The sequence below is a fragment of the Shinella zoogloeoides genome, from assembly GCF_003574625.1.
In the GTDB taxonomy this organism is placed as follows: domain Bacteria; phylum Pseudomonadota; class Alphaproteobacteria; order Rhizobiales; family Rhizobiaceae; genus Shinella; species Shinella zoogloeoides_A.
Window position 1 is genome coordinate 122,914 of the sequence record NZ_QNUJ01000012.1, and the last position, 19,617, is coordinate 142,530.

14 protein-coding genes and 1 pseudogene are annotated in these 19,617 nt (G+C 62.4%); 8 read left to right on the forward strand and 7 right to left on the reverse strand.

Annotation, left to right across the window (positions count from 1 at the left end):
• Positions 1 to 149: 149 nt before the first annotated feature.
• Positions 150 to 1,553 (reverse strand): PAS domain S-box protein, encoded by a 1,404-nt coding sequence (locus DSD28_RS21915; RefSeq protein WP_119258624.1) that lies wholly within the window; start codon positions 1,551 to 1,553, stop codon positions 150 to 152.
• A gap of 208 nt (positions 1,554 to 1,761) precedes the next feature.
• Here DSD28_RS21915 and DSD28_RS21920 point away from each other — a divergent pair, with 208 nt between their 5' ends.
• From DSD28_RS21920 to DSD28_RS26280, 6 genes and pseudogenes are all read left to right on the forward strand, one after another.
• The gene (locus DSD28_RS21920; protein WP_432430874.1) at positions 1,762 to 2,370 is read left to right on the forward strand and encodes a flavodoxin family protein; all 609 of its coding nucleotides are present in this window, start codon (positions 1,762 to 1,764) and stop codon (positions 2,368 to 2,370) included.
• Positions 2,371 to 2,529: 159 nt separating this feature from the next.
• On the forward strand, positions 2,530 to 3,045 hold the full coding sequence (locus DSD28_RS21925) for a (2Fe-2S)-binding protein (protein WP_117372073.1): 516 nt from the start codon (positions 2,530 to 2,532) through the stop codon (positions 3,043 to 3,045).
• The gene (locus DSD28_RS21930; protein WP_119258559.1) at positions 3,042 to 4,058 is read left to right on the forward strand and encodes an FAD binding domain-containing protein; all 1,017 of its coding nucleotides are present in this window, start codon (positions 3,042 to 3,044) and stop codon (positions 4,056 to 4,058) included. Before DSD28_RS21925 ends, DSD28_RS21930 begins: the two co-directional genes overlap by 4 nt.
• Positions 4,059 to 4,067: 9 nt before the next feature.
• Complete coding sequence (locus tag DSD28_RS21935; protein ID WP_119258560.1) at positions 4,068 to 6,320, forward strand: xanthine dehydrogenase family protein molybdopterin-binding subunit; 2,253 nt, start codon at positions 4,068 to 4,070, stop codon at positions 6,318 to 6,320.
• Positions 6,317 to 7,414 (forward strand): catalase family protein, encoded by a 1,098-nt coding sequence (locus DSD28_RS21940; protein ID WP_119258561.1) that lies wholly within the window; start codon positions 6,317 to 6,319, stop codon positions 7,412 to 7,414. Before DSD28_RS21935 ends, DSD28_RS21940 begins: the two co-directional genes overlap by 4 nt.
• A 236-nt stretch (positions 7,415 to 7,650) precedes the next feature.
• Positions 7,651 to 7,797, forward strand: a pseudogene (locus DSD28_RS26280) (L-2-hydroxyglutarate oxidase); the annotation flags it as partial.
• 220 nt (positions 7,798 to 8,017) lie between these two features.
• Here DSD28_RS26280 and DSD28_RS21955 read toward each other — a convergent pair.
• Entirely contained in the window at positions 8,018 to 16,642 is an 8,625-nt protein-coding gene (locus tag DSD28_RS21955; protein WP_245424904.1) for a GH36-type glycosyl hydrolase domain-containing protein, read from the reverse strand.
• A gap of 107 nt (positions 16,643 to 16,749) precedes the next feature.
• Positions 16,750 to 17,001, reverse strand: coding sequence for a DUF1488 family protein (locus tag DSD28_RS21960; RefSeq protein WP_119258563.1), 252 nt, complete (start codon positions 16,999 to 17,001; stop codon positions 16,750 to 16,752).
• 410 nt (positions 17,002 to 17,411) lie between these two features.
• On the opposite strand from DSD28_RS21960, the gene DSD28_RS21965 reads away from it, so the two are divergent.
• A complete protein-coding gene (locus tag DSD28_RS21965; protein WP_119258564.1) occupies positions 17,412 to 17,753 on the forward strand; it encodes a hypothetical protein in 342 nt (113 codons plus the stop codon).
• Positions 17,754 to 17,882: 129 nt separating this feature from the next.
• On the opposite strand, the gene DSD28_RS21970 is transcribed toward DSD28_RS21965, so the two are convergent.
• The 4 genes from DSD28_RS21970 to DSD28_RS26415 all read right to left on the reverse strand — a co-directional run bounded on the left by DSD28_RS21970 (position 17,883) and on the right by DSD28_RS26415 (position 18,937).
• Complete coding sequence (locus DSD28_RS21970; protein ID WP_119258565.1) at positions 17,883 to 18,083, reverse strand: hypothetical protein; 201 nt, start codon at positions 18,081 to 18,083, stop codon at positions 17,883 to 17,885.
• A gap of 56 nt (positions 18,084 to 18,139) precedes the next feature.
• Positions 18,140 to 18,388: an acyl carrier protein gene (acpP, locus tag DSD28_RS21975; RefSeq protein WP_119258566.1), complete on the reverse strand. Its 249-nt coding sequence runs from the start codon at positions 18,386 to 18,388 to the stop codon at positions 18,140 to 18,142.
• A 142-nt stretch (positions 18,389 to 18,530) separates the two neighbouring features.
• Positions 18,531 to 18,821, reverse strand: a complete 291-nt coding sequence (locus DSD28_RS21980; protein ID WP_119258567.1) for a hypothetical protein — start codon at positions 18,819 to 18,821, stop codon at positions 18,531 to 18,533.
• Positions 18,815 to 18,937 carry a hypothetical protein gene (locus DSD28_RS26415; protein ID WP_281048113.1) on the reverse strand — a complete coding sequence of 41 codons (123 nt, stop codon included), beginning with the start codon at positions 18,935 to 18,937 and terminating at the stop codon, positions 18,815 to 18,817. The genes DSD28_RS21980 and DSD28_RS26415 overlap by 7 nt, the downstream gene beginning before the upstream one ends.
• A 287-nt stretch (positions 18,938 to 19,224) precedes the next feature.
• On the opposite strand from DSD28_RS26415, the gene DSD28_RS21985 reads away from it, so the two are divergent.
• The gene (locus DSD28_RS21985; RefSeq protein ID WP_245424905.1) at positions 19,225 to 19,578 is read left to right on the forward strand and encodes a response regulator; all 354 of its coding nucleotides are present in this window, start codon (positions 19,225 to 19,227) and stop codon (positions 19,576 to 19,578) included.
• Positions 19,579 to 19,617: the final 39 nt, after the last annotated feature.

Below are 19,617 nucleotides of genomic sequence, written 5' to 3' on the forward strand. Positions count from 1 at the left end.
TGCGGTATGCGGGAACCGGCGAGCGTTGCGGAATGTTCCGGCGATCTGCAAAGCTGCCTGATCGGCAGGACGGTCCTGTACGGAGATGAGCGGTTGAATATCCACCGAAGGTGGGAACTATCGCTTCCGGCGAACGCTTGCCATGCAGACTACGAGGCTTCGGCTCCCTCGGCGTGGCGGGCGGCGTCCACTTCGCAGATCAAGCCTGAAGGGGCAAACTCCAACCGCACTTCACCGCGAAGCTCGGATGCCAGGAGACGCTCGATAAGCTTCGAGCCAAAGCCGCGATGAGTTGGGGCGATAACATTCGGCCCTCCCTCTTCCTTCCAGGAAAGTACGAAGCGAGAAGCGTCTTGGTCCTCCTGCCAGTTTATCGAAACCCGTCCCCCATCTTGGGAAAGCGCACCGTATTTTGCGGCGTTCGTCGCCAACTCATGGAACGCAAGCGTCAACGCCGTGACCGTATGGGCTCCCACGCTGATCGCAGGCCCGTTTATCTGGAAGCGATCGGGGGAATAGGGTTGGAGAGCGGTATCGATAACGGCACGCAAATCCGCCTCTTCCCAGTTACCGCTCGTCAGAACGTCGTGAGCGCGCGCCAGGGATGCCAGGCGCTCGTCGAAGGTCCTAGCAGCTGCCCGCTCCTCCTCACCGTTGACAAATGTCTGCCGAGCAATCGCCGTCACCGTCGACAGGATATTCTTGATCCGGTGCTTGAGCTCGCCCATGGCCATCGCCTGAAACCGCTCGAATTGCTTCTTCCCGGTGATGTCCCGTGCGATCTTGGATGCTCCGACAATCTCGCCCGCTCCGCCATAGATGGGAGAAACGGTAAGGGACACATCGACAAACGTGCCGTCACGCCGCCGGCGCTTCGTTTCATAAGGCGGGACGTGTTCGCCGCGACCAATTTTGCGGAAGAGTTCGTGCTCCTCGTCGCTGCGATCCTCCGGTATCAACAACAATACCGAGCGGCCGATCATCTCATCGGCCCCATAGCCATACAGCCGTTCAGCACCGCGATTCCAGCTGGTGATCGTCATGTCGAGGTCAGAACTCAAAATCGCGTCATCCGTGGAGGCGATAATTGCAGCCAATTGGCGCTCAATGTCCTGCGCACGTTTCAGCTCGGTCGTCTCGTTGACAATGCAGAACACTCCGGCGACCGCACCATCGTCACCGTGGACAGGAGAATAGGAGATGTCGAAATAGACCGTCTCCGGCCCGCGCCCGCGCTCGATGTAGAACGGCCGGTCCTTGGCCGAAACGGTCTCGCCGGTCTCCAGAACACGCCTCAAAAGCGGTTCAAGGTCTGTCCACAACTCGGCCCAATATTCACATGCGGGTTTGCCCAACGCATGCGGATGTTTGTCGCCGATGGTCGGTGCATAGGCATCGTTGTAGAGGGCCAGGAATTGCGGTCCCCAGAAGAGGACGGTCTGGACGTTTGCTCCGAGCATGACATCGACAGCGGAACGGAGATACGGCGGCCACTCGCAAAGAGAGCCGACATTTGTTCGACTCCAGTCGAACGAACCGATCAATCGTGCCATCTCGCCCTTATGGCGAGGAACCCACGGACCCGACACAAAATCCCCCGCGCTCAGGTGGATCATGCCCCACGATTGGACAACCGCTGAAGCATTATAAAGATGGCATCGCTGGAAAATTCGTCAACAGGTCAACGACCACGCGGTGATCAGCGAGAATGGCGGCGCCATAAGCTCTCCGTGGTCGGCCGCCTTACTTGACGGCGCTGCGATAGAGAGTGATCCAGTCGGCCGGCGCGATGCCGCGGCATTCGCCCATCATGCTGAAGCCGGTGCGCGTGAAGGCGTCCCCGCCGCCGCGATGGAACCGCTGGGTGTGGCAACGGAGTTCCTGCAGCTTGCCGATTACGACATCAAGCCCGGCGTTACCTCGGATGAAGGCAATGGCGACACGTGGCCCGACATCCGCCGCAGGATTCTGAATGCCGATATCCTCATCATGGGCACGCCGATCTGGATGGGCCAGTCCTCCAGCGTCTGCAAGCGGGCGCTGGAACGCATGGACGCCTTTCTGGAGGAAAAGGACGATGAAGGCCGGATGGTTTCGTACGGCCGGGTCGCCGCCGTTGCCGTCGTCGGCAACGAGGACGGTGCACATCACGTCTCGGCGGAACTCTTTCAGGCTCTGAACGATGTCGGCTTCACCATTCCCGCCAACGCCGTGACCTATTGGGTCGGGGAAGCGATGGGTTCGGTCAATTTCGTCGATCTGACGGAAATCCCCGAGGTCGTGCGGTCCACGCTCGATCTCGTCGCCCGCAACACGGCGCATGCTGCCCGCCTCTTCAAGGCGCAGCCTTATTCTGGTGAAGAAGACTGACCACAGCGAAAAAGCCAAAGACGAACGACGCAAGGAAGAAAAGAACAGCTTCATCCTCGACTACCGACTGCTTCGGCAAGTCCACCTCACCAATCGTTCAGCGGAACAAAGCCTATCGCCCCCCGTTAGCGACCCATCCTCGTGATGAAAGGCAGCACCATGGACACCGCGCTTGAAGACCGTTTTCCGACCTGTCCCCTCTCCCTCACGATCAATGGCAAGCCCTACACGCTCGACGTCCATCCCTGGACGACGCTGCTCGACCTTCTGCGCAGCGATCTTGAGCTGACAGGCACCAAGAAGGGATGCGACCATGGCCAGTGCGGCGCATGCACGGTCCTCATCGAGGGGCAGCGGATGAACGCCTGCCTCAAGCTCGCCGTCACGTTGGAGGGAGCTGCGATCACCACCGTGGAAGGTCTTGGCACGCCTGAGGAAATGCATCCCGTGCAGAAGGCGTTCGTCGAGCATGATGCCTTTCAGTGTGGCTACTGCACTCCGGGGCAGATCTGTTCCACCATCGGGCTGCTGAACGAAGGGCATGCTTCCACGCGTGAAGACATTCGCGAATTGATGAGCGGCAATCTCTGTCGTTGTGGCGCCTATACCAACATAGCCGACGCCATCGAGGAGGTGCTCGCAGATAGAGCCTCCTATCGGGAGGCTGCGGAATGAAGCGCTTTACTTACACACGCGCCGAAACCGTTGCAGATGCCGTTGCAGCCCTTGCCGCCCGCCCGCAAGCCCAGTTTCTGGCTGGCGGCACCAATCTCGTCGATCTCATGAAGTACGACGTGGCGCGCCCGGACGCGATCATCGACATCAATTCTCTTCCCTTGAAGGAAATCGAGGAGCTGCCTGATGGCGGCTTTCGCATCGGCGCGCTGGCGAGCAATTCCGCCGTTGCCTACGATGCCCGGATTCAGGCACGGTTCCCCCTGCTTGCAAGCGCCATCCTCGCCGGTGCCTCGCCGCAATTGCGCAATGCCGCGACGACGGGCGGCAACCTTCTGCAGCGGACCCGCTGTTCCTATTTCTACGACCCCTCCACCCCCTGCAATAAGCGCGAACCGGGCAGCGGCTGCGCGGCCATTGGCGGCCTCACCCGCATGCACGCCATCCTTGGCGCCAGCGACAAATGCATCGCCGTTCATCCCTCGGACATGTGTGTGGCGCTCGCGGCCCTGGACGCGACCGTGGAGGTGGTGGGGCCTGACAGCGCAAGGGACATTGCCTTTGGGGATTTCCATCGATTGCCGGGGGACATGCCGCACCGGGACAATACCCTTGCGCGTGGCGAGATCGTCACCGGCATCCGTTTGGAAGCCAATCGTTTCGCCGGCCACTACACCTATCTGAAGCTGCGAGATCGTCTGTCCTATGCCTTTGCTCTGGTGTCCGTGGCCGCCGCGATGGAAATCTCCGACGGTCGCATCGTCGACCTTCGTGTCGCGCTTGGCGGCGTGGCGCACAAGCCTTGGCGCGATCCCCTCGTCGAAGGGGAGTATGCCGGTGCGCCGGCGCAGGATGTAACATTCCAGCACGTGGCCGACCGCCTGCTCCATGAGGCCAAAGGGCTTGGCGGAAACGACTTCAAGATTCCCCTCGCCCGAAAAGCGATCGTGCGCGCATTGCGCCAGGCGGCTGGCGGCACGCCCCAAAGCCAAACGATCAAGGCAATCCAGTAGGAGGCAAGCATGCTCGACCGTTCCAAAATCGTCGGCTTGCCGATATCGCGCATCGACGGGCCTCTGAAAGTGACCGGGCAGGCCAAATATGCAGCAGAACATTTCGAGCCCGGAATGCTGTTCGGCCATGTGGCGCTCGCCACCATCGCAGCTGGCCGCATCCTGGCAATCGATACGCGCGCGGCGGAACGCGTGCGGGGCGTGGTCAAGATCTACACCCATGAGAACCGGCCGAAAGCGGCCTATCGCGATAGCAAGTGGAAGGATGCCGTGGCGCTGCCCGGGCACCCGTTCCGTCCCTTGGAGAATGACCGCGTGCTGTTCGATGGCCAGCCGGTCGCTTTCGTGGTCGCAGAAACGCCGGAGGCCGCACGCGACGCCGCCGGCTTGATCCATGTGCATTATGCCGCCGAAACCCCGCATACCGACATCGTGGCGGAACAGCACAACAGCTACGAGCCGCCGGTCGCGCGCATGAAGCAGTTTCTGCCCCCGCCGCCGCGCGGCGACGCCGAGGCCGCTTTCGCCGCGGCACCGCACAAGATTTCTGCCGATTATGTGCTGGCGGGCGAACATCACAATCCGATGGAGCTGTTCGCAGCCACCGTGCGCTTTGAAGATGAAGGCAGGCTCACCATTCACGACAAGACGCAGGGCTCGCAGAACAGCCGCGATTACGTCTGCGGCGTGTTTGGCCTCGACCCCGACAAGGTGATCGTGAAAAACGACTTTGTCGGCGGCGCCTTTGGCCAGGCACTGCGGCCGAAACACCACCTCTTCTTCGCCGTCATGGCAAGCCTCGATCTCAGCCGGTCGGTGAAGGTGGAGATGACGCGGCGGGAAATGTTCTACCTCTCATGGCGCCCATCCTGCGTGCAGACCGTCTCGCTGGCGGCGGATGACGAAGGCCACCTTCAGGCCGTCCTGCACCACGCGGTGCACACCACCTCCCGCCACGAGGATTACCAGGAGAATGTCGCAAACTGGTCCGGCCTCGCCTACAAATGCGATAATGTGAAAATCTCCTACGAACTCGTAAAGCTCGACCTCGCAACACCTGGTGACATGCGCGCGCCGGGCGCGGCGAGCGGCGTTGCAGCACTCGAAATGGCGATGGATGAACTCGCCTACGACGTCGGCATCGATCCGCTGGAACTGAGGGTGCGCAACTTTGTCCACCGCGACCAGAACCAGGACAAGGCCATCACCTCCAAGGCACTGCATGCCTGCTACCGTGAAGGCGCTAAGCGCTTCGGCTGGTCGCAGCGCTCGCCCAAGCCGCGCTCCGTGCGCGACGGCAACGACCTCGTCGGTTGGGGCATGGCAGGCGGCATCTGGGAAGCCATGATGTCGAAAGGCGAAGCAGCGGTCCGCTTGTCGGCCGATGGGAATGTCATGGTCAGCGCGGCGGCCTCCGACATCGGAACCGGAACATATACGATCCTCGGCCAGCTCGCGGCGGAGGTCTTCGACTGTCCGATCGACGCCGTCACGGTGGACATCGGCAGGTCCGACCTTCCAAAGACCGGCGTCGAAGGCGGCTCCTGGACGGCCGCGACCACCGGCTCGGCCGTTCAGGCGGCGGCGAAAGCCGTCGTGAAGACGCTTCTGGATCATGCCAAGTCGATGGAGAATTCGCCGCTCGCCAAGGCGAGCGAAGAGCAGGTCGAAATCGCCGAAGGCCGCCTCGTTCTTGAGACCAATCACCAGGTCGGCATCGCTCTTGCCGACATCATGGCGATGGCCGGCCTCGACGCGGTCGAGGAGCACGCCAAGGTCGGCCCCGATATGCTGTCGATGATGCGTTATGCCGCCTATAGCCATTCAGCGGTCTTCGTCGAGGTGAAGGTCGATGAAGAGCTGGGTGTTGTGCGGGTCACGCGCGTGGTGAGCGCCATCGCCGCGGGCCGGATCCTCAACTCCAAGACCGCGCGAAGCCAGATTCTCGGCGGCGTCGTGATGGGCATCGGCATGGCTCTGCACGAGGAGGGCATGATCGATCATCGCACCGGCCGCATCATGAATCACAATCTTGCCGAATATCATGTGCCGGCCCATGCCGACATTCATGACATCGATGTGATCTTCGTCGAGGAGGATGACGACAAGGCAAGCCCGATCGGCGTTAAGGGGCTCGGCGAGATCGGCATCGTCGGCGTTGCCGCCGCTGTGTCGAACGCGATCTTCCATGCGACCGGCAAACGCATCCGCGATCTGCCGATTACGATCGACAAGATCCTCGAAAGCGAGGTCGTACAATGAGCGATCGCCTCGCCATCACACGACTTCGCTACTACCCCGAAGTCGAGAAAATCGAACCGGACGAGCCCCAAACCGCACGCGACATCGCCGAGACGATGCTCTCCATCGCCGAAAAGACCTATGCCGACAGCGGCCATGCGACCCGCTGCGTGCATGCCAAGAGCCATGGCCTGCTTGCCGCGCGCCTCGAAGTGCTCCCCGACCTTTCGCCGGAACTGGCACAAGGAATTTTTGCCAATCCGCAGACATATGAAGCCGTAGTTCGGCTCTCGACAACACCGGGCGACCTGCTACACGACAGCATCTCCACGCCGCGCGGTATGGCTTTGAAGGTGCTGGACGTCCAAGGCGCGCGGCTGCCCTGTGCGGAAGGATCGATTAGCCAGGACTTCGTGATGGTCAATGGAAAGACCTTTAACTCGGCGAGTGGAAAGGCCTTCTTGCGAAGCCTGAAGATGCTGGCTCTGACAACCGACCACCTGGAGCGGAGCAAGGAGCTGATTTCCAAAGTGTTTAAGGGCGTGGAAGCCGTCATCGAAGCGGTCGGTGGCGAAAGCGTGATGCTCAAATCGCTCGGCGGCAATCCGCAAACCCACATCCTCGGCGACAGTTTTTTCACCCAGCTGCCGCTGCGTCATGGCGATTATATCGCGAAGCTGGCCATCGTTCCGGCTTCGGAAAATCTTCGGGCGCTCAGCGGAACGAGGCTCGATACCGGCGCCGATCCCGACATTATCCGCCACGAGGTACAGCGCTTTTTTGCCGCGGAAACGGCTGTCTGGCATCTGCAGGTGCAGCTGTGCACCGATCTTAACGACATGCCAGTCGAAGGCGTCGACGCTTGGGACGAAGACAAGAGCCCTTTCATCACCATCGCCCACATTGTCGCCGAACCGCAACCGGCCTGGAATGAGGACCGCGTGCAAACGGTTGATGACGGCATGAAGTTCAGTCCATGGAACGGCGTTGTAGCGCACCGGCCACTCGGGTCGATCATGCGCTTACGCAAACTGGCCTACGAGAAGTCAGCCGCCTTCAGGTCACAGCGGAACGCGACAGCCGTGACTGAACCGGCGCATTGTCCGTTTGCGTAGACGGCTACCGTCCGGCCGCATCATGGATTACCTCACGACTTGCGCAGAGCCAGATCGCTTTGCTCTTGAATGGATCTGAATCGATGACCCGCACCTTCTTATAATTTGGCGGGCAGCGTATCGGTCCTGTCACTTGAGACCGCCATCCCCGACCACGGTCTTATAGCCATTCGGAAAGGCGTGATGAAATCGTGGGCGAAGGCGGCGCTCGCTGCTCGTTCGACTGCAGCCACGTCAGCCTCATCCACGATTTCCTCTTCGCCCAAACCGACCGCATGCTACACGTCTGCAATGCGCCGTCACCTGCAGCGACCTCGGCGATCCCGATTGCGGAAATGATCGTGACTCGGCTGACCGGTGTCAGCCCTAGTGCCACGAGGTGACATTGGCGTAAACGACACAATCCACCTGCTAGGTCACACGGCTTTTATCAGACGCGAGATATTCGGTGCGGACATCCACCGCGGCAAGCCGGCCTTCAACGACATCGCAATGCATGTGGCGCATGACCTCGAGAGGGCTGGCATGCATTGCCAGCCAGAAAAGACCACACTCCCGTTTGTGACCCGATAAATTCCAATCTGACGCGACTTCAAAGCTCGGTCATTCACCTATAACCACGAGAACATGGCTGTCCCCATCCAGCGGCAAGCGTATCGGGCCGCCGGCGTAGGGCAACGGCGCGCTGTCCAACGTCGCGGAGGGCGTGCTGTCTGGCCGATCCGAAACCCTTCCGATTTGGATTTCGTAGCGAGTATCACTCATTGTGATTATCACCTCGACCTGCGGCCATGATGCCGGCAGGCAGGGTTCCATCACGAGCACTCCACCTTCCCGGCGCAGGCCGAGGATGCCCTCGATGCCGGCACGATACATCCAGGCGGCGGAGCCGGTGTACCATGTCCAGCCGCCGCGCCCGATATGCGGCGCGACCGAATAGACGTCGGCGGCCACCACATAGGGCTCGACCTTGTAGCGCAATGCTGCCTCCGACGTGCCTGCATGGTTGATCGGGTTGAGGAGCGCGAAGAGATCGTGTGCCTTGTCGCCCTCCCCCAGCCGGGCGAAAGCGAGGATCGCCCACATGGCAGCGTGGCTGTACTGGCCGCCGTTTTCGCGCAGACCCGGCGGATAGCCCTTGATGTAGCCCGGATCACGCGGGGTCGCATCGAACGGCGGCGTGAAGAGGAGCGCGAGGCCGTCCTCCTTGCGGATCAGGTGAGTTTCCAGCGACGCCATGGCGGCGGCGGCGCGGGCGGGATCGGCAGCGCCGGACAGGACCGCCCAGGACTGGGCGATGCTATCGATCCGGCATTCGTCATTGTCCTTCGATCCCAGCCATGAGCCGTCATCGAAAGTGGCGCGCCGGTACCAGGCCCCGTCCCAGGTTTCCTGTTCAATGGAAGCCTTGAGCGTCTGCGCATGCGCCTTCCAGCGCGCAGCGCGCTCGGGGTCGCGGCTCTCCGCAAGCGGTGCAAACAGGTCGATCGCGCGGATCAGGAGCCAACCAAGCCAGACGCTTTCGCCCCCGCCCCCCTCGCCCACCCGGTTCATACCGTCGTTCCAGTCGCCGGTGCCCATCAGGGGCAGGCCATGCCGGCCGGTGAGCGCGACAGCCTGGTCAAGGCCGCGGGCGCAATGCTCGAAGAGCGATGCGAACTGGCCGGAGGGCGTCGGCTGGAAGAAGGCATCGTGTTCTCCCTCGGCGAGGACCGGCCCATCCAGGAACGGGATGGCTTCATCAAGGATCGGCGCGTCGCCGGCCGTTCCGATATAGGTCGCGGTGGCGAAGGCGAGCCACACGCGGTCGTCGGAAATCCGCGTGCGAACACCTGCGCCGGAATGGGGTAACCACCAATGCTGCATGTCGCCTTCGGCAAACTGCCGCCCGGCGGCGCGCAGGATATGCGCCCGCGTCTCCTCCGGCCGGGCGAAAGCGAGCGCCATACCGTCCTGCAACTGATCGCGGAAGCCATAGGCGCCGCTGGCCTGGTAGAAGGCCGAGCGCGCCCAGATGCGGCAGGCAAGCGTCTGGTAGAGAAGCCAGCCGTTCAGCATGATATCCATCGCCCGGTCCGGCGTCCTGACCTGCACGGTCTGCAAAAGCGTCTGCCAATACGTCGTCACGTCGGCAAGAGCCGCATCGAGATCGGCGGCGCGGTAGCGGGTGATCAGCGCGCCCGCCGCCTCGGCCGAAGCAGCCTCGCCGAGGAAGGAGACGAGTTCGATGCTTTCGCCCGGGTCGAGCTCGACCGTGCATTGCAGCGCCGCGCAGGGATCAAGACCGGCACCGACCTTGGCGCCGAGCGGCATTCTCCTTGCGAGCGCCGCCGGTCGTGCGGAACTGCCGTTGCGTCCGAGGAATTCCGTGCGGTCGGCGGTCCATGCGGTCTGCCGGCCGCCGAGATCGGCAAAGGCGACGCGGCCGGGGAAACTCATGGCCGATCGATTGCGGGCGAAAACCGCCCTCGTCTCGGCGTCAAGGGATGTGGCGATGAAAGGTGCGCCGGCACCCCGCAGGGTGCCGAGCACCCATTCGGCATAGCTCGTGACCGACAGGCGGCGCGGCCGCGACGAATGGTTGGTCAGCGTCAGCCGCGAAATGCGGATCGGATCGGCGAGCGGCACATAGGACAGCAGCTCGCTTTCGATCCCGTGCGCCCGATGCGCGAAACGGCTGTAGCCGAAGCCATGGCGTGCAACATACCGCCCGTTATCCCGGATCGGCTGGGCCGTCGGGCTCCAAAGATCCAGCGTCTCCTCGTCGCGGATGTAAAGCGCCTCGCCGGAGGGGTCGTAGACCGGATCGTTGGACCATTGGGTGATCTGGTTCTCGCGGCTGTTTTCCGCCCAGCTATAGGCGCTGCCGTCGCTCGACACTTGGAAGCCGAAGGCGGGATTGGCGATGACGTTGATCCAGGGCATCGGGGTCGTCGCGCCGTCTTCCAGCACGGTGACATATTCCGTGCCGTCCCTGTCGAAGCCTCCAAATCCATTGAAGAATTCCAGATCCACCGGTGGCGCGACCATCTCGGCCGAGGATTTCGAGGGAAAGGATGGCGGCAGAGGAGCCGAGCGCTCGACGCCAGCAGAAAGGCGTGCGAGCTGATCGGCGATGAGGCCATGATGGGCGGACAGCACGACGCGCGCGGTGGCGTTCAGGAGATTCTTCGTCTCCTGGTTCAGGAAATCGGTGCGCAGCACATGCACCGCGCCCTGCGCCGGCATGTCGCCGAAACGCGGGCGGGACTGGCTGGAGCGCACGGCGGCTTCAACGGCGTTCTGCAAGTCCTGCACATAGGAGGCGGCACGTTCGTTGACGATCACCAGATCGACGGCGAGCCGCTTGATGCGCCAGTATTCGTGTGCGCGCAGCATCTGGCGCAGCTGGGGAAGGTCTTCGGTATCCTCGATGCGCAGCAGCACGATCGGCAGGTCGCCGGAAATGCCGTAGGGCCACAGGCCCGACTGCGGCCCGGCACCGGCGAGGATGGCATCCGAGGCGGGACGGAAGCGCGCGTCGGCATAGAGGATGGGCGCGGCAAGACGCTGGAAGTCCGACGCCTCCTCCAGATCCATATCGAGATGGTGAAGCTGCACCTGCGCCTGGGTCCAGGCGAGCGTCTTCGCCCGCTCGAAGGCGCTTCTGTCGTGGTGCTTGTCGATGCGTTCAAGAAGCTCTTCCCGCGACCGTGCGACAACCGTCCAGAAGGCAATGCGCGCCACTTTGCCGGGAAGCACCCGCACGCTGCGGCGCAGCGCGAAGATCGGATCGAGCACGGTTCCCGCGGTGTTGGACAGCGCCTGCCCGTCATGAATGGCGGCGGCCGTGGCGATGGTGCGGCCGCGCCCAAGGAAACGGGCGCGATCGGATTCGTATTGCGGATCGGCAATCGTATCGCCCTCGACCACGGTGAAGTTGGCCGCCCAGATCTCCGCCTCCGAGGGCGTGCGGCGGCGGCGCGTGGCGATGAGCGCGCCGTATTCGGCCAAATGCTCGGTCTCGACGAACATCTTGGCGAAGGCGGGATGCGCGTTGTCGGTGGCCGGGGTGGCGAGCACCAGTTCGGCATAGGAGGTCAGTTCGATCTCGCGTGCCCGCCGCCCGCTGTTGGTGAGGCAGATGCGGCGCACCTCGCCGTCGTCCTCGCCGGAGACGATGACATCCATCTCCGTCGTCAGCGTCTCGTCATGGCGGATATATTGTGCGTGGTCCTCGCCGAAGACCACCGAGGCCTCGGCCCTGTCGCCGACTACCGGCAGCGTGGGGGAGAAGATCGTGCCGGTCTGCATGTCCCTGAGAAAGATGAAAGCGCCACAATCGTCGCGGGTCGCATCCTCGCGCCAGCGCGTGACGGCGATGTCGCGCCAGCGGCTGTAGCCGCCGCCCGTGGCCGTCAGCATCACCGCATAACGCCCGTTGGACAAGAGATGCGTGACCGGCGCGCCGGCAACGGGCAGCGAGAGCCGGCGTACCGACGGCGCCGGGTTCAGCGAAATTCCTGCGGAGGCCTTGACCTCCTCGGCGCGCGGCCGGGCGATCGCCACATCGCGCGGCATGCGCTCCGACAGCAGGAGTTCGCTGGCCATGATCATCGGCTCCCGGTGGAACCGCGCCCGCATACGCCCGTCCTGCAGGAGGACGGCGATGGCGACGATGGTCATGCCTTGGTGGTGAGCCATGTAGCTGCGGATGATCTCGACGCGGGCGTCTTCGGGCAGGCGGGCGCGGGTGAAGTCCAGCGCCTCGTAGAAGCCGTGCAAGCCGCGCGCGCCAAGGGATTCGAGATGCCGGTAGTTTTCGAGCGCAGCATGGGGATCGACCATGGCGGCAAGGCCGGTGGCATAGGGGGCGATGACAATGTTGCCTGACAGCCCGCGCTTGAGGCCGAGCCCCGGCACGCCGAAGTTGGAATATTGATAGGTGAACTCGATGTCACGCGCATTGAAGGCGGATTCCGATATGCCCCAAGGCACGTGCCGCGACCGCCCATAGGCCTCCTGCCGTGCGACGATCAGCCTGTTCGTGTCGTCGAGCAGGCTTCCCGCCGGTGCGCGCATCACGAGCGACGGCATGAGATATTCGAACATCGAGCCCGACCAGGAGATCAGCGCCGAGCCGCTGCCGAGCGGCGTCGCCGCCCGGCCGAGGCGGAACCAATGGCGCGTGCTGATATCGCCCTTTGCGATGGCGAAGAAGCTCGCAAGCCGGGCTTCCGAAGCAAGAAGGTCGTAGCAGTTCGGGTCGAGCCCGTTGTCGGCGAGCGAATAGCCGATGGACAGGAGCTTCCTGTCGGGATCGAACAGAAAGGCGAAATCCATGTCGAGCGCCATGGTGCGGGCTGTGTCCGCAAGCGCCTGAAGCCGGGCTTTCACGGAGGCGGCATCATCGCGGAAGACCTGTCGGTCGCGCGCGGCCTGTGTGACGGATCGGGCGAGCGCGCCGATCCAGAACGTAAGATCGGCGGCCGTGCCGTCATCGGCAGGTGTTGCCTGCTCGGCCAGTTTCAGGGCCTTGTCCAGAAGCCGCGTCAATGCGGGTGTTGCGGCCTCGATGGATTGCGGGCCACGCACGAGGGTTTCAGCTTCGTCAATAATGTCCGTCAGGCTGGCACCGGGATTGCCGGCCGTCTCGCCGAGAGCCATGCGGGCGAGCGCCAGCGTATCACCGAAACCCTCCCCGTCTTCCGCCGGCGGCGTCCCGGCCCACTCCTCGCAGGCATTCGCCAATGCGATCAGGTGGCCGGCGAGATTGCCGCTATCGACGGAGGAGACATAGGCGGGAGCGAGGGTTCTGAGATCGCGTGTATCGTACCAGTTGAAGAAATGGCCGTTGAACCGGTCGAGCCGCTTGAGCGTCGAAAAGGTCGCTTCCAGCCGTTCAAGCGCTTCAAGCGTTCCCACCCAGCCAAAGTCGCGCGCAGCGACCGTCGAGAGAAGATAGAGACCGATATTGGTCGGCGAAGTCCGATGGGCGATGGCGGGCAGCGGGGTTTCCTGGAAATTGTCCGGCGGCAGCATGTTTTCCAGCGGCGTGACGAAGGTTTCGAAGAACCGCCATGTGCGCCGCGCGACGAGCCGGAGTTCCGCCGCATCGGCATTCGAAAGCGCCCTGCCCGGCCGTGCCGTCGGCGATCGGCTGACCCAGAGCGCGAGGGCGGGCGCGGCCGACCAGAGGAGTGCCAGCAACAGCGCCAGAGGCCAGGCGACCGGCGAAAACGCGACAGCAGCGGCCAGGAGGACCAGCCCGACGACGGTGCCGCCCGCCATGTCACGGTAGAAGCCGGCGAGCGTCAGCCGCATCCGGTTTCCAGCTGTCGCGGCGGTCGTCCACTCCAAGAGTTTCCTGCGCGTCACCAGCAGCCGACCGGCGGTTCTGAGCACGGCATCGCAATTGCGCCAAGCCTGATCGGGCAGGAAGGACAGGCCGAGCGCCGCCTGCATCGCGGCGAGCTTGATATCGCCGGCAAGCCTGACGGCATGGCTGCTCAGTTGCAGGCCGCTGCGGCGCGGCAGGATGGCGAAGGCCACCGGCAGGAAGGCGGGAAAGACGATGCATGAAGCGACCAGCAGCGCCGCGGTCACGCCCGCCTGCAACGGCATCGCGCAACAAGCCACGAGCGCTGCGAATGTCGACGGCGCGATGAGGGTGCGGCGCAGATTGTCCAGCATCTTCCAGCGGCCGAGTGCGGGAAGTGCCCGCCGCCCGAATATCCACGGTAGCAGCTGCCAGTCACCGCGTGTCCAGCGGTGCTGGCGCCGGGCGGCAACGTCGTAGCGCGACGGAAAATCGTCGACCACCTCGACATCGGAGGCGAGCCCCGCCCGCGCGAACGTGCCCTCGAAGAGATCGTGGCTGAGAAGGGTATTCTCCGGAATGCGGCCGGCCAGCGCCGCCTCGAAGGCATCGACATCATAGATGCCCTTGCCGGTATAGGAACCCTCGCCGAACAGGTCCTGATAGACGTCGGAAACGGCCGCCGCATAGGGATCCATGCCACCGGGCGCGGAAAAGACCCGCTGGTAGAGCGAGCCTTCGCGGCCGATGGGAAGCGACGGGGTGACGCGCGGCTGTATGATCGCATAGCCGTCGACGACCCGCTGCTGCACGGTATCGAAGCGCGGCCGGTTGAGGGGATGCGCCATCTTGCCGATCAGCCGCAGGACCGTGTCGCGCGGCAATTTCGTATCCGCATCGAGGGTGATGACATAGCGCACGTCCGGCGGGACGGATGGCGACTTTCCGCCAAGCGCCATGAAGCTGGTGTCGGTGGCGCCGCGCAGCAGGCGGTTGAGCTCGTGCAGCTTGCCGCGCTTTCGCTCCCAGCCCATCCAAACATTCTCGCTGGCATTGAACCGGCGCTTTCGATGCAGCAGCAGGAAGCGGTCGCCGGCCGGACCCGGCCCGTGCCGGCGGTTGAGGTCGGCCATGGTCTCAACAGCGAGCGCGAGAAGCGCGCCATCGCCCTCGACGGTCTCCTGCGAGGCGTCCTTTCCGTCGGTCAGCAAAGCGAAGCTCAGGTCGCCGCCCGCGCCCGAGAGATGATGGACCTCCAGCCGCTCGATCTGCTCCAGCAGGTCGGCACGATTGCTCAGGAGCGTCGGCACGACGACCAGCGTGCGTGACGACGATGGGACGCCCTGCGCGAGTTCCAGTCCCGGCAGACCGGTCGCGCTGTGGCTCCAGCTCACGAAGCGGTTGACGAGCGCCGTCGCGATATCGCTTGCCGGCAACAGCGCCAGCACCGCGAAGACGATCAAGCCGGGCGCCGAGAGACCGGCGATGGACAGCAGCCATAGCGCAAGCGCCAGAAGCATCGCCGTCACGAGCCCGATCGCCCCGACATAACCGGTAATGCCCGTGCGCGCCGCCAGCCGCCCAGCGATCAGATGCCGGGGCGGGCGGAACCCGACCGCGCGCTCTAGAGCCGGCCGGCCTTCCGCGATCAGGTGGTAGCCCGGATCGCCGACACGTTCGGCCTGCGAGGCGGTGTCCCCCGCGAACGGTGCGGCCTGCGCCGCTTTCACCGCCTGCCCGGCAATGTCGAGTTCCGACAGGTCCGAGCCGCGGGCGAGGTCTTCGAGGGCGCTGCGATAGAGGTTGCGCGTGGCGAAATCCATGCGGGCGAAGCTGCCGTCGGCCGAAAGGCACGCATCGACGAGGCTGACCTTTTCAAAAAGATCGGCCCAGTCAACATCGCTGATCAGCCGCATGCTGGTGATGATGTTCCTGATCGTGACATTCGACGCGCCCTGGCGCTGCTGGGCATGCCGCACCACGGCATCCACCGAGCTATCCTGCCTTGCCAGCCGCGCCTCCAGCCAGCCATGCGCCGGCGTCGTGCTGGGGTCCTGGTCGCGCAGCCGTTTGGCAAGCTGGGCCGCGAAGAGTTCGGGCAGGGGGTCGGCGGAGACCCTTTCAAGCGCGCTGCCGCGACCCTCGTTCGCCAAGAGCCTGTCGGCCAGCGCATCCGCCTCGGCACGCATGCGGCGCCCGGCGGTAATCTGGTCGGCAAGCCTGCGCAGGTTCTCGACGAGCACGATGCGCAGGGTGATCGCCACAGCCCACAATTCGCCGATCGTCAGGGGTTGGACCTTTTGATAGGCGGCTATGAAGCGGACGAGCGTCTCTGGATCGAAATGGCTGTCGGTGTGCGCGACGAAGGCCCAGGCAATGCCGAAGACGCGTGGATATCCGGCGAACGGCCCCTCGGCGAGTTTTGGCAGTTGCCTGTAATAGTTGGGCGGCAGGTCGTCATGAATCTCGCGTATCTGCTCCTCGACCAGATGGTAGTTGTCCAGCAGCCATTCGGCCGCCGGCACAACGCCGCGTTCGTTCTCCACCTCCAGGGCGCTGGCACGATAGGCGGCAAGCAGGACCGCTGCGTTGGTCTTCAGGCGCTTGTGCAGCGACTGGACGGACGGCGGCCGCTTCGTTACCGGCTGGGCCAGCGCTAGGGTCGCTGCGTGCTGCTCGAGCCTTTCAATGCCGAACAGTTCCTCCCGTACCGGCATGGGATCGTTCCACGGCCCGTCCGGCGTGCGGCGGAAACCGAAGCCGGACGACGGACGGTCGCCGTCGCCTTTCCCGTCCGCAGCCGCTGGCGGCTCCGGCGGCGGTTTGGAACCCTCCTCGGTGTGGAGGATCTGTTCGGCCCCGGTTCTTTCGACAACAGCGGTCTCCGAGTTGCCAATGTCTTCCACGCCACGCTCTTGGCCTCTGGCCATAATCATTCCTTTGCCCGGATGCGGCCAGGCAGCCGGCCGGGCGAAACCCGGCAATCGTTCTGGGGATGTGAAGGGTCGCCGAAGCTCCGCTCCAGTGTTAGGCGCTCTCAGCCGAAATCGGCACGTGTCAGGACGTAAACCGGCTTTCGGCCAGCGGAATAGGCGCGCCGCGCCGCCTTGTAGACAGAGACGCGGGCATCGTCGAAAGCCCTGAGATAACCGGCTTCGGATAGCACTCCCGGGAATAGGTCAGCCCCCGCGAAGAACGGAATCTCGAACATGCCGTCATGACCAATGAAACGGATACGCTTGCCAGCCTCTTCATAGCTTCGGCTTTGGTTTGGAAAACTGAGACTCATGGAACGTTCCTCGCAGTGAACGGCTGCCTCTTCGATACGAAAAGCCGCCATGAGCACCGGAATAGTCCCGCCGGCGCTGTTTAATAAAGAATTTCATCCAAAAACCTGATGCAGGCTGCACAAAATTCCAAAAACTCAAATAAAAGATGTAACTCATGACTGTAAATTCTCATCGACAACCCATGAGTTCATTTGTTTTTCGATTGAATTCATCATATCATAAAAATCAAAATCCTGAGTTTTTATTTTGCGGCGGGAAAACAATGAGTGACTTCAAAGAAAAAACTTTAAATTCATTTGCTTTCTGCGCGTTGAGGCGCACACTGAAACTGTCCGGATTGCCATTGGCTCCAGGTCCGAGCGCGGGCCCTTATCGATCTCGATAATCATCGATTCTAGGGAGTAAAGTCATGTCATTCAGTCTGAACATGGAAAAAGCAAAACCCTACATGGTGGGTTTCGTTCTCGGCCTCGTGGCTGCGCCGCTCATCGCCTTCAATGCGGGATGGGTTTCGACCACCAGCGCACGCGCCGAGGCGGTGAGAACCGCGCGGGTAGAGACCCTTGCGGGCATATGCTCCGCGACGGCCGGCCGCATAGCCACGGCCGCGAGCACCGATCTGGCAACCGTCAAGGGATACGAAAACCGTGCAAAGCGGGACGAACTCGTCGCCGCCGCAATGGCCGATATCCAGGTGCCGGCAGATCTTCTCAGCAAGGTCACCTTCGATTGCGGGCGCACATTGTCCTGACGAGCACTGAATTCACAAGATGCGAAGCCGAAGGCGTTTTCGCCTTCGGCTTTCGGTTGGAGTAATTTGTGAATTTCAAGCAGGCAGCCGTTCCTGTCATGAATCTTCCAACCAGACCTGCCTCCGTTGCTACTTTCGCTTCAACTTCGGCAAGGGCGCAGGATTGATCACCTCTTTCGCCAGGCGGAGCGCGCGCAATTTCTCGGTCTTCTTTTCCCGCGTTGCTGCCTCCTGGTCGATGATCCTCCAGGCGACCGAGTTGGTCTCCGACGCCTTTTTATCTGCAGTAGTCTTTGTCGGCTTGAAAAACCGCTCGCTGTTCGCTGTCATCCGTCAACTCCTTCATCCCGTAACGACTGATCGTCATCCAGGCGTCCGCTTATCTGTCACGACTGTGCTGCAACGACGAAGTCGATGGCGTCCTTAACCGTCAGGAATTCTTCGGCTGGCTGGTCGGGAATGGCGATTCCAAACTCGTCCTCGATGAGCATCACAATCTGGACCATTTCCAGGGAATCTGCCCCCAAGTCATCGATAATCGAAGCATCATCGACAACCCTCGTTATCTCGACGGCCAACTGTCCGGTGATAATGTTCCTTACGCGCTCGGCTATATCAGCTCTTGCGTCTTCCATGGCGTCTGTCCTGATGAAGGATATTATTGCACCGATGCCGGTTGACGCGATTGAGAGGGGTGAAGCCGATCATATCGGCTTTGGTCCGGGCGGTAGCCCCAAACAAAACCGATCGCCAAAACCAAGACGACGAGCATCGCTATCATGCGACCGGGCATCGTGGCCACCCAGCGGTGGAACCGCCTTCGTTTTCCCAAATCTCGACGCTGGCGCGCTGTTCTTGTGCGCGCGCTTTTCGGGATAGAGGATAGTTTCCGACATCAATCGTCGCCGACTTGATCAATCGGATAAGATTTGCCGCATCCTCATTCATGGTTTCCTGCCCGGGCACAAGGCTGTGGGTCTCATAGTCGGCGTTCTTGAGAATCTGCCGGAGGACGGTTCGGCGGTGCGTTCCTGGAATATCGGGGCCCTTGAAGATGAGGATTACCATAGCCAACCCTCCATGAGGAGGATGAGGCTCATCGTCAGGCTGGCTGCAAAAAACACATAGCCGCTCGCGGCGTCCGATACGTATTGCTGCTGTTTGCGGAAGAAAGCGGAAGACATCGAGTCCTCCTTCATTTTCAGGGCCAGGGTAACCACCCCTCAAACAGCAGCGCCCTTGTCAATGGCTGCTGGAATACAAACCTTGCGCCCGATACCTCGCATTGGCAAGTCCTCAATTGCGGTCGTTTCGTGCCGGCAGCGCGCCAAGGTAGGCGGTCTACGGATGAGAAGGCGAAGTACTGTTCACCATCGATGACTTTCGGCAAGGGCGCCAATCACGGTGACCTTGGTCAAAGACGGAACGTTGCGCGGTTCCAGGGGTTGGTGAGCATTGGCAGGAGAATATCGTGCGCAAAGTTCTGGTTGTCGAAGACGAAGTGCTGATCCGCTTGACATTGGTTGACGCACTGCATGAGGCGGGCTTCGATGTTCTAGATACCGGCTCGGCAGAGCATGCTATCGAGATCATAAACGAGCAGACGATCCATCTGCTTTTCACAGACATCCAGTTGCCAGGCAAGCTAACGGGCCTTGATCTCGCCCATAGAGTTTTCGAGCGTTTTCCCGATGCCGGGATTATCGTGGCGTCGGGCCGGATACACCCGATGAGCACGGATTTACCGCCTGCGGCAAAGTTCTTTTCAAAACCATTCGGCTTCGACGAGATCATCGCGTGCTTCAAAGCAATGAACCGTCCCTAGATTTCGGCCGCATTCCAAATGCACATATATGACTGCGCA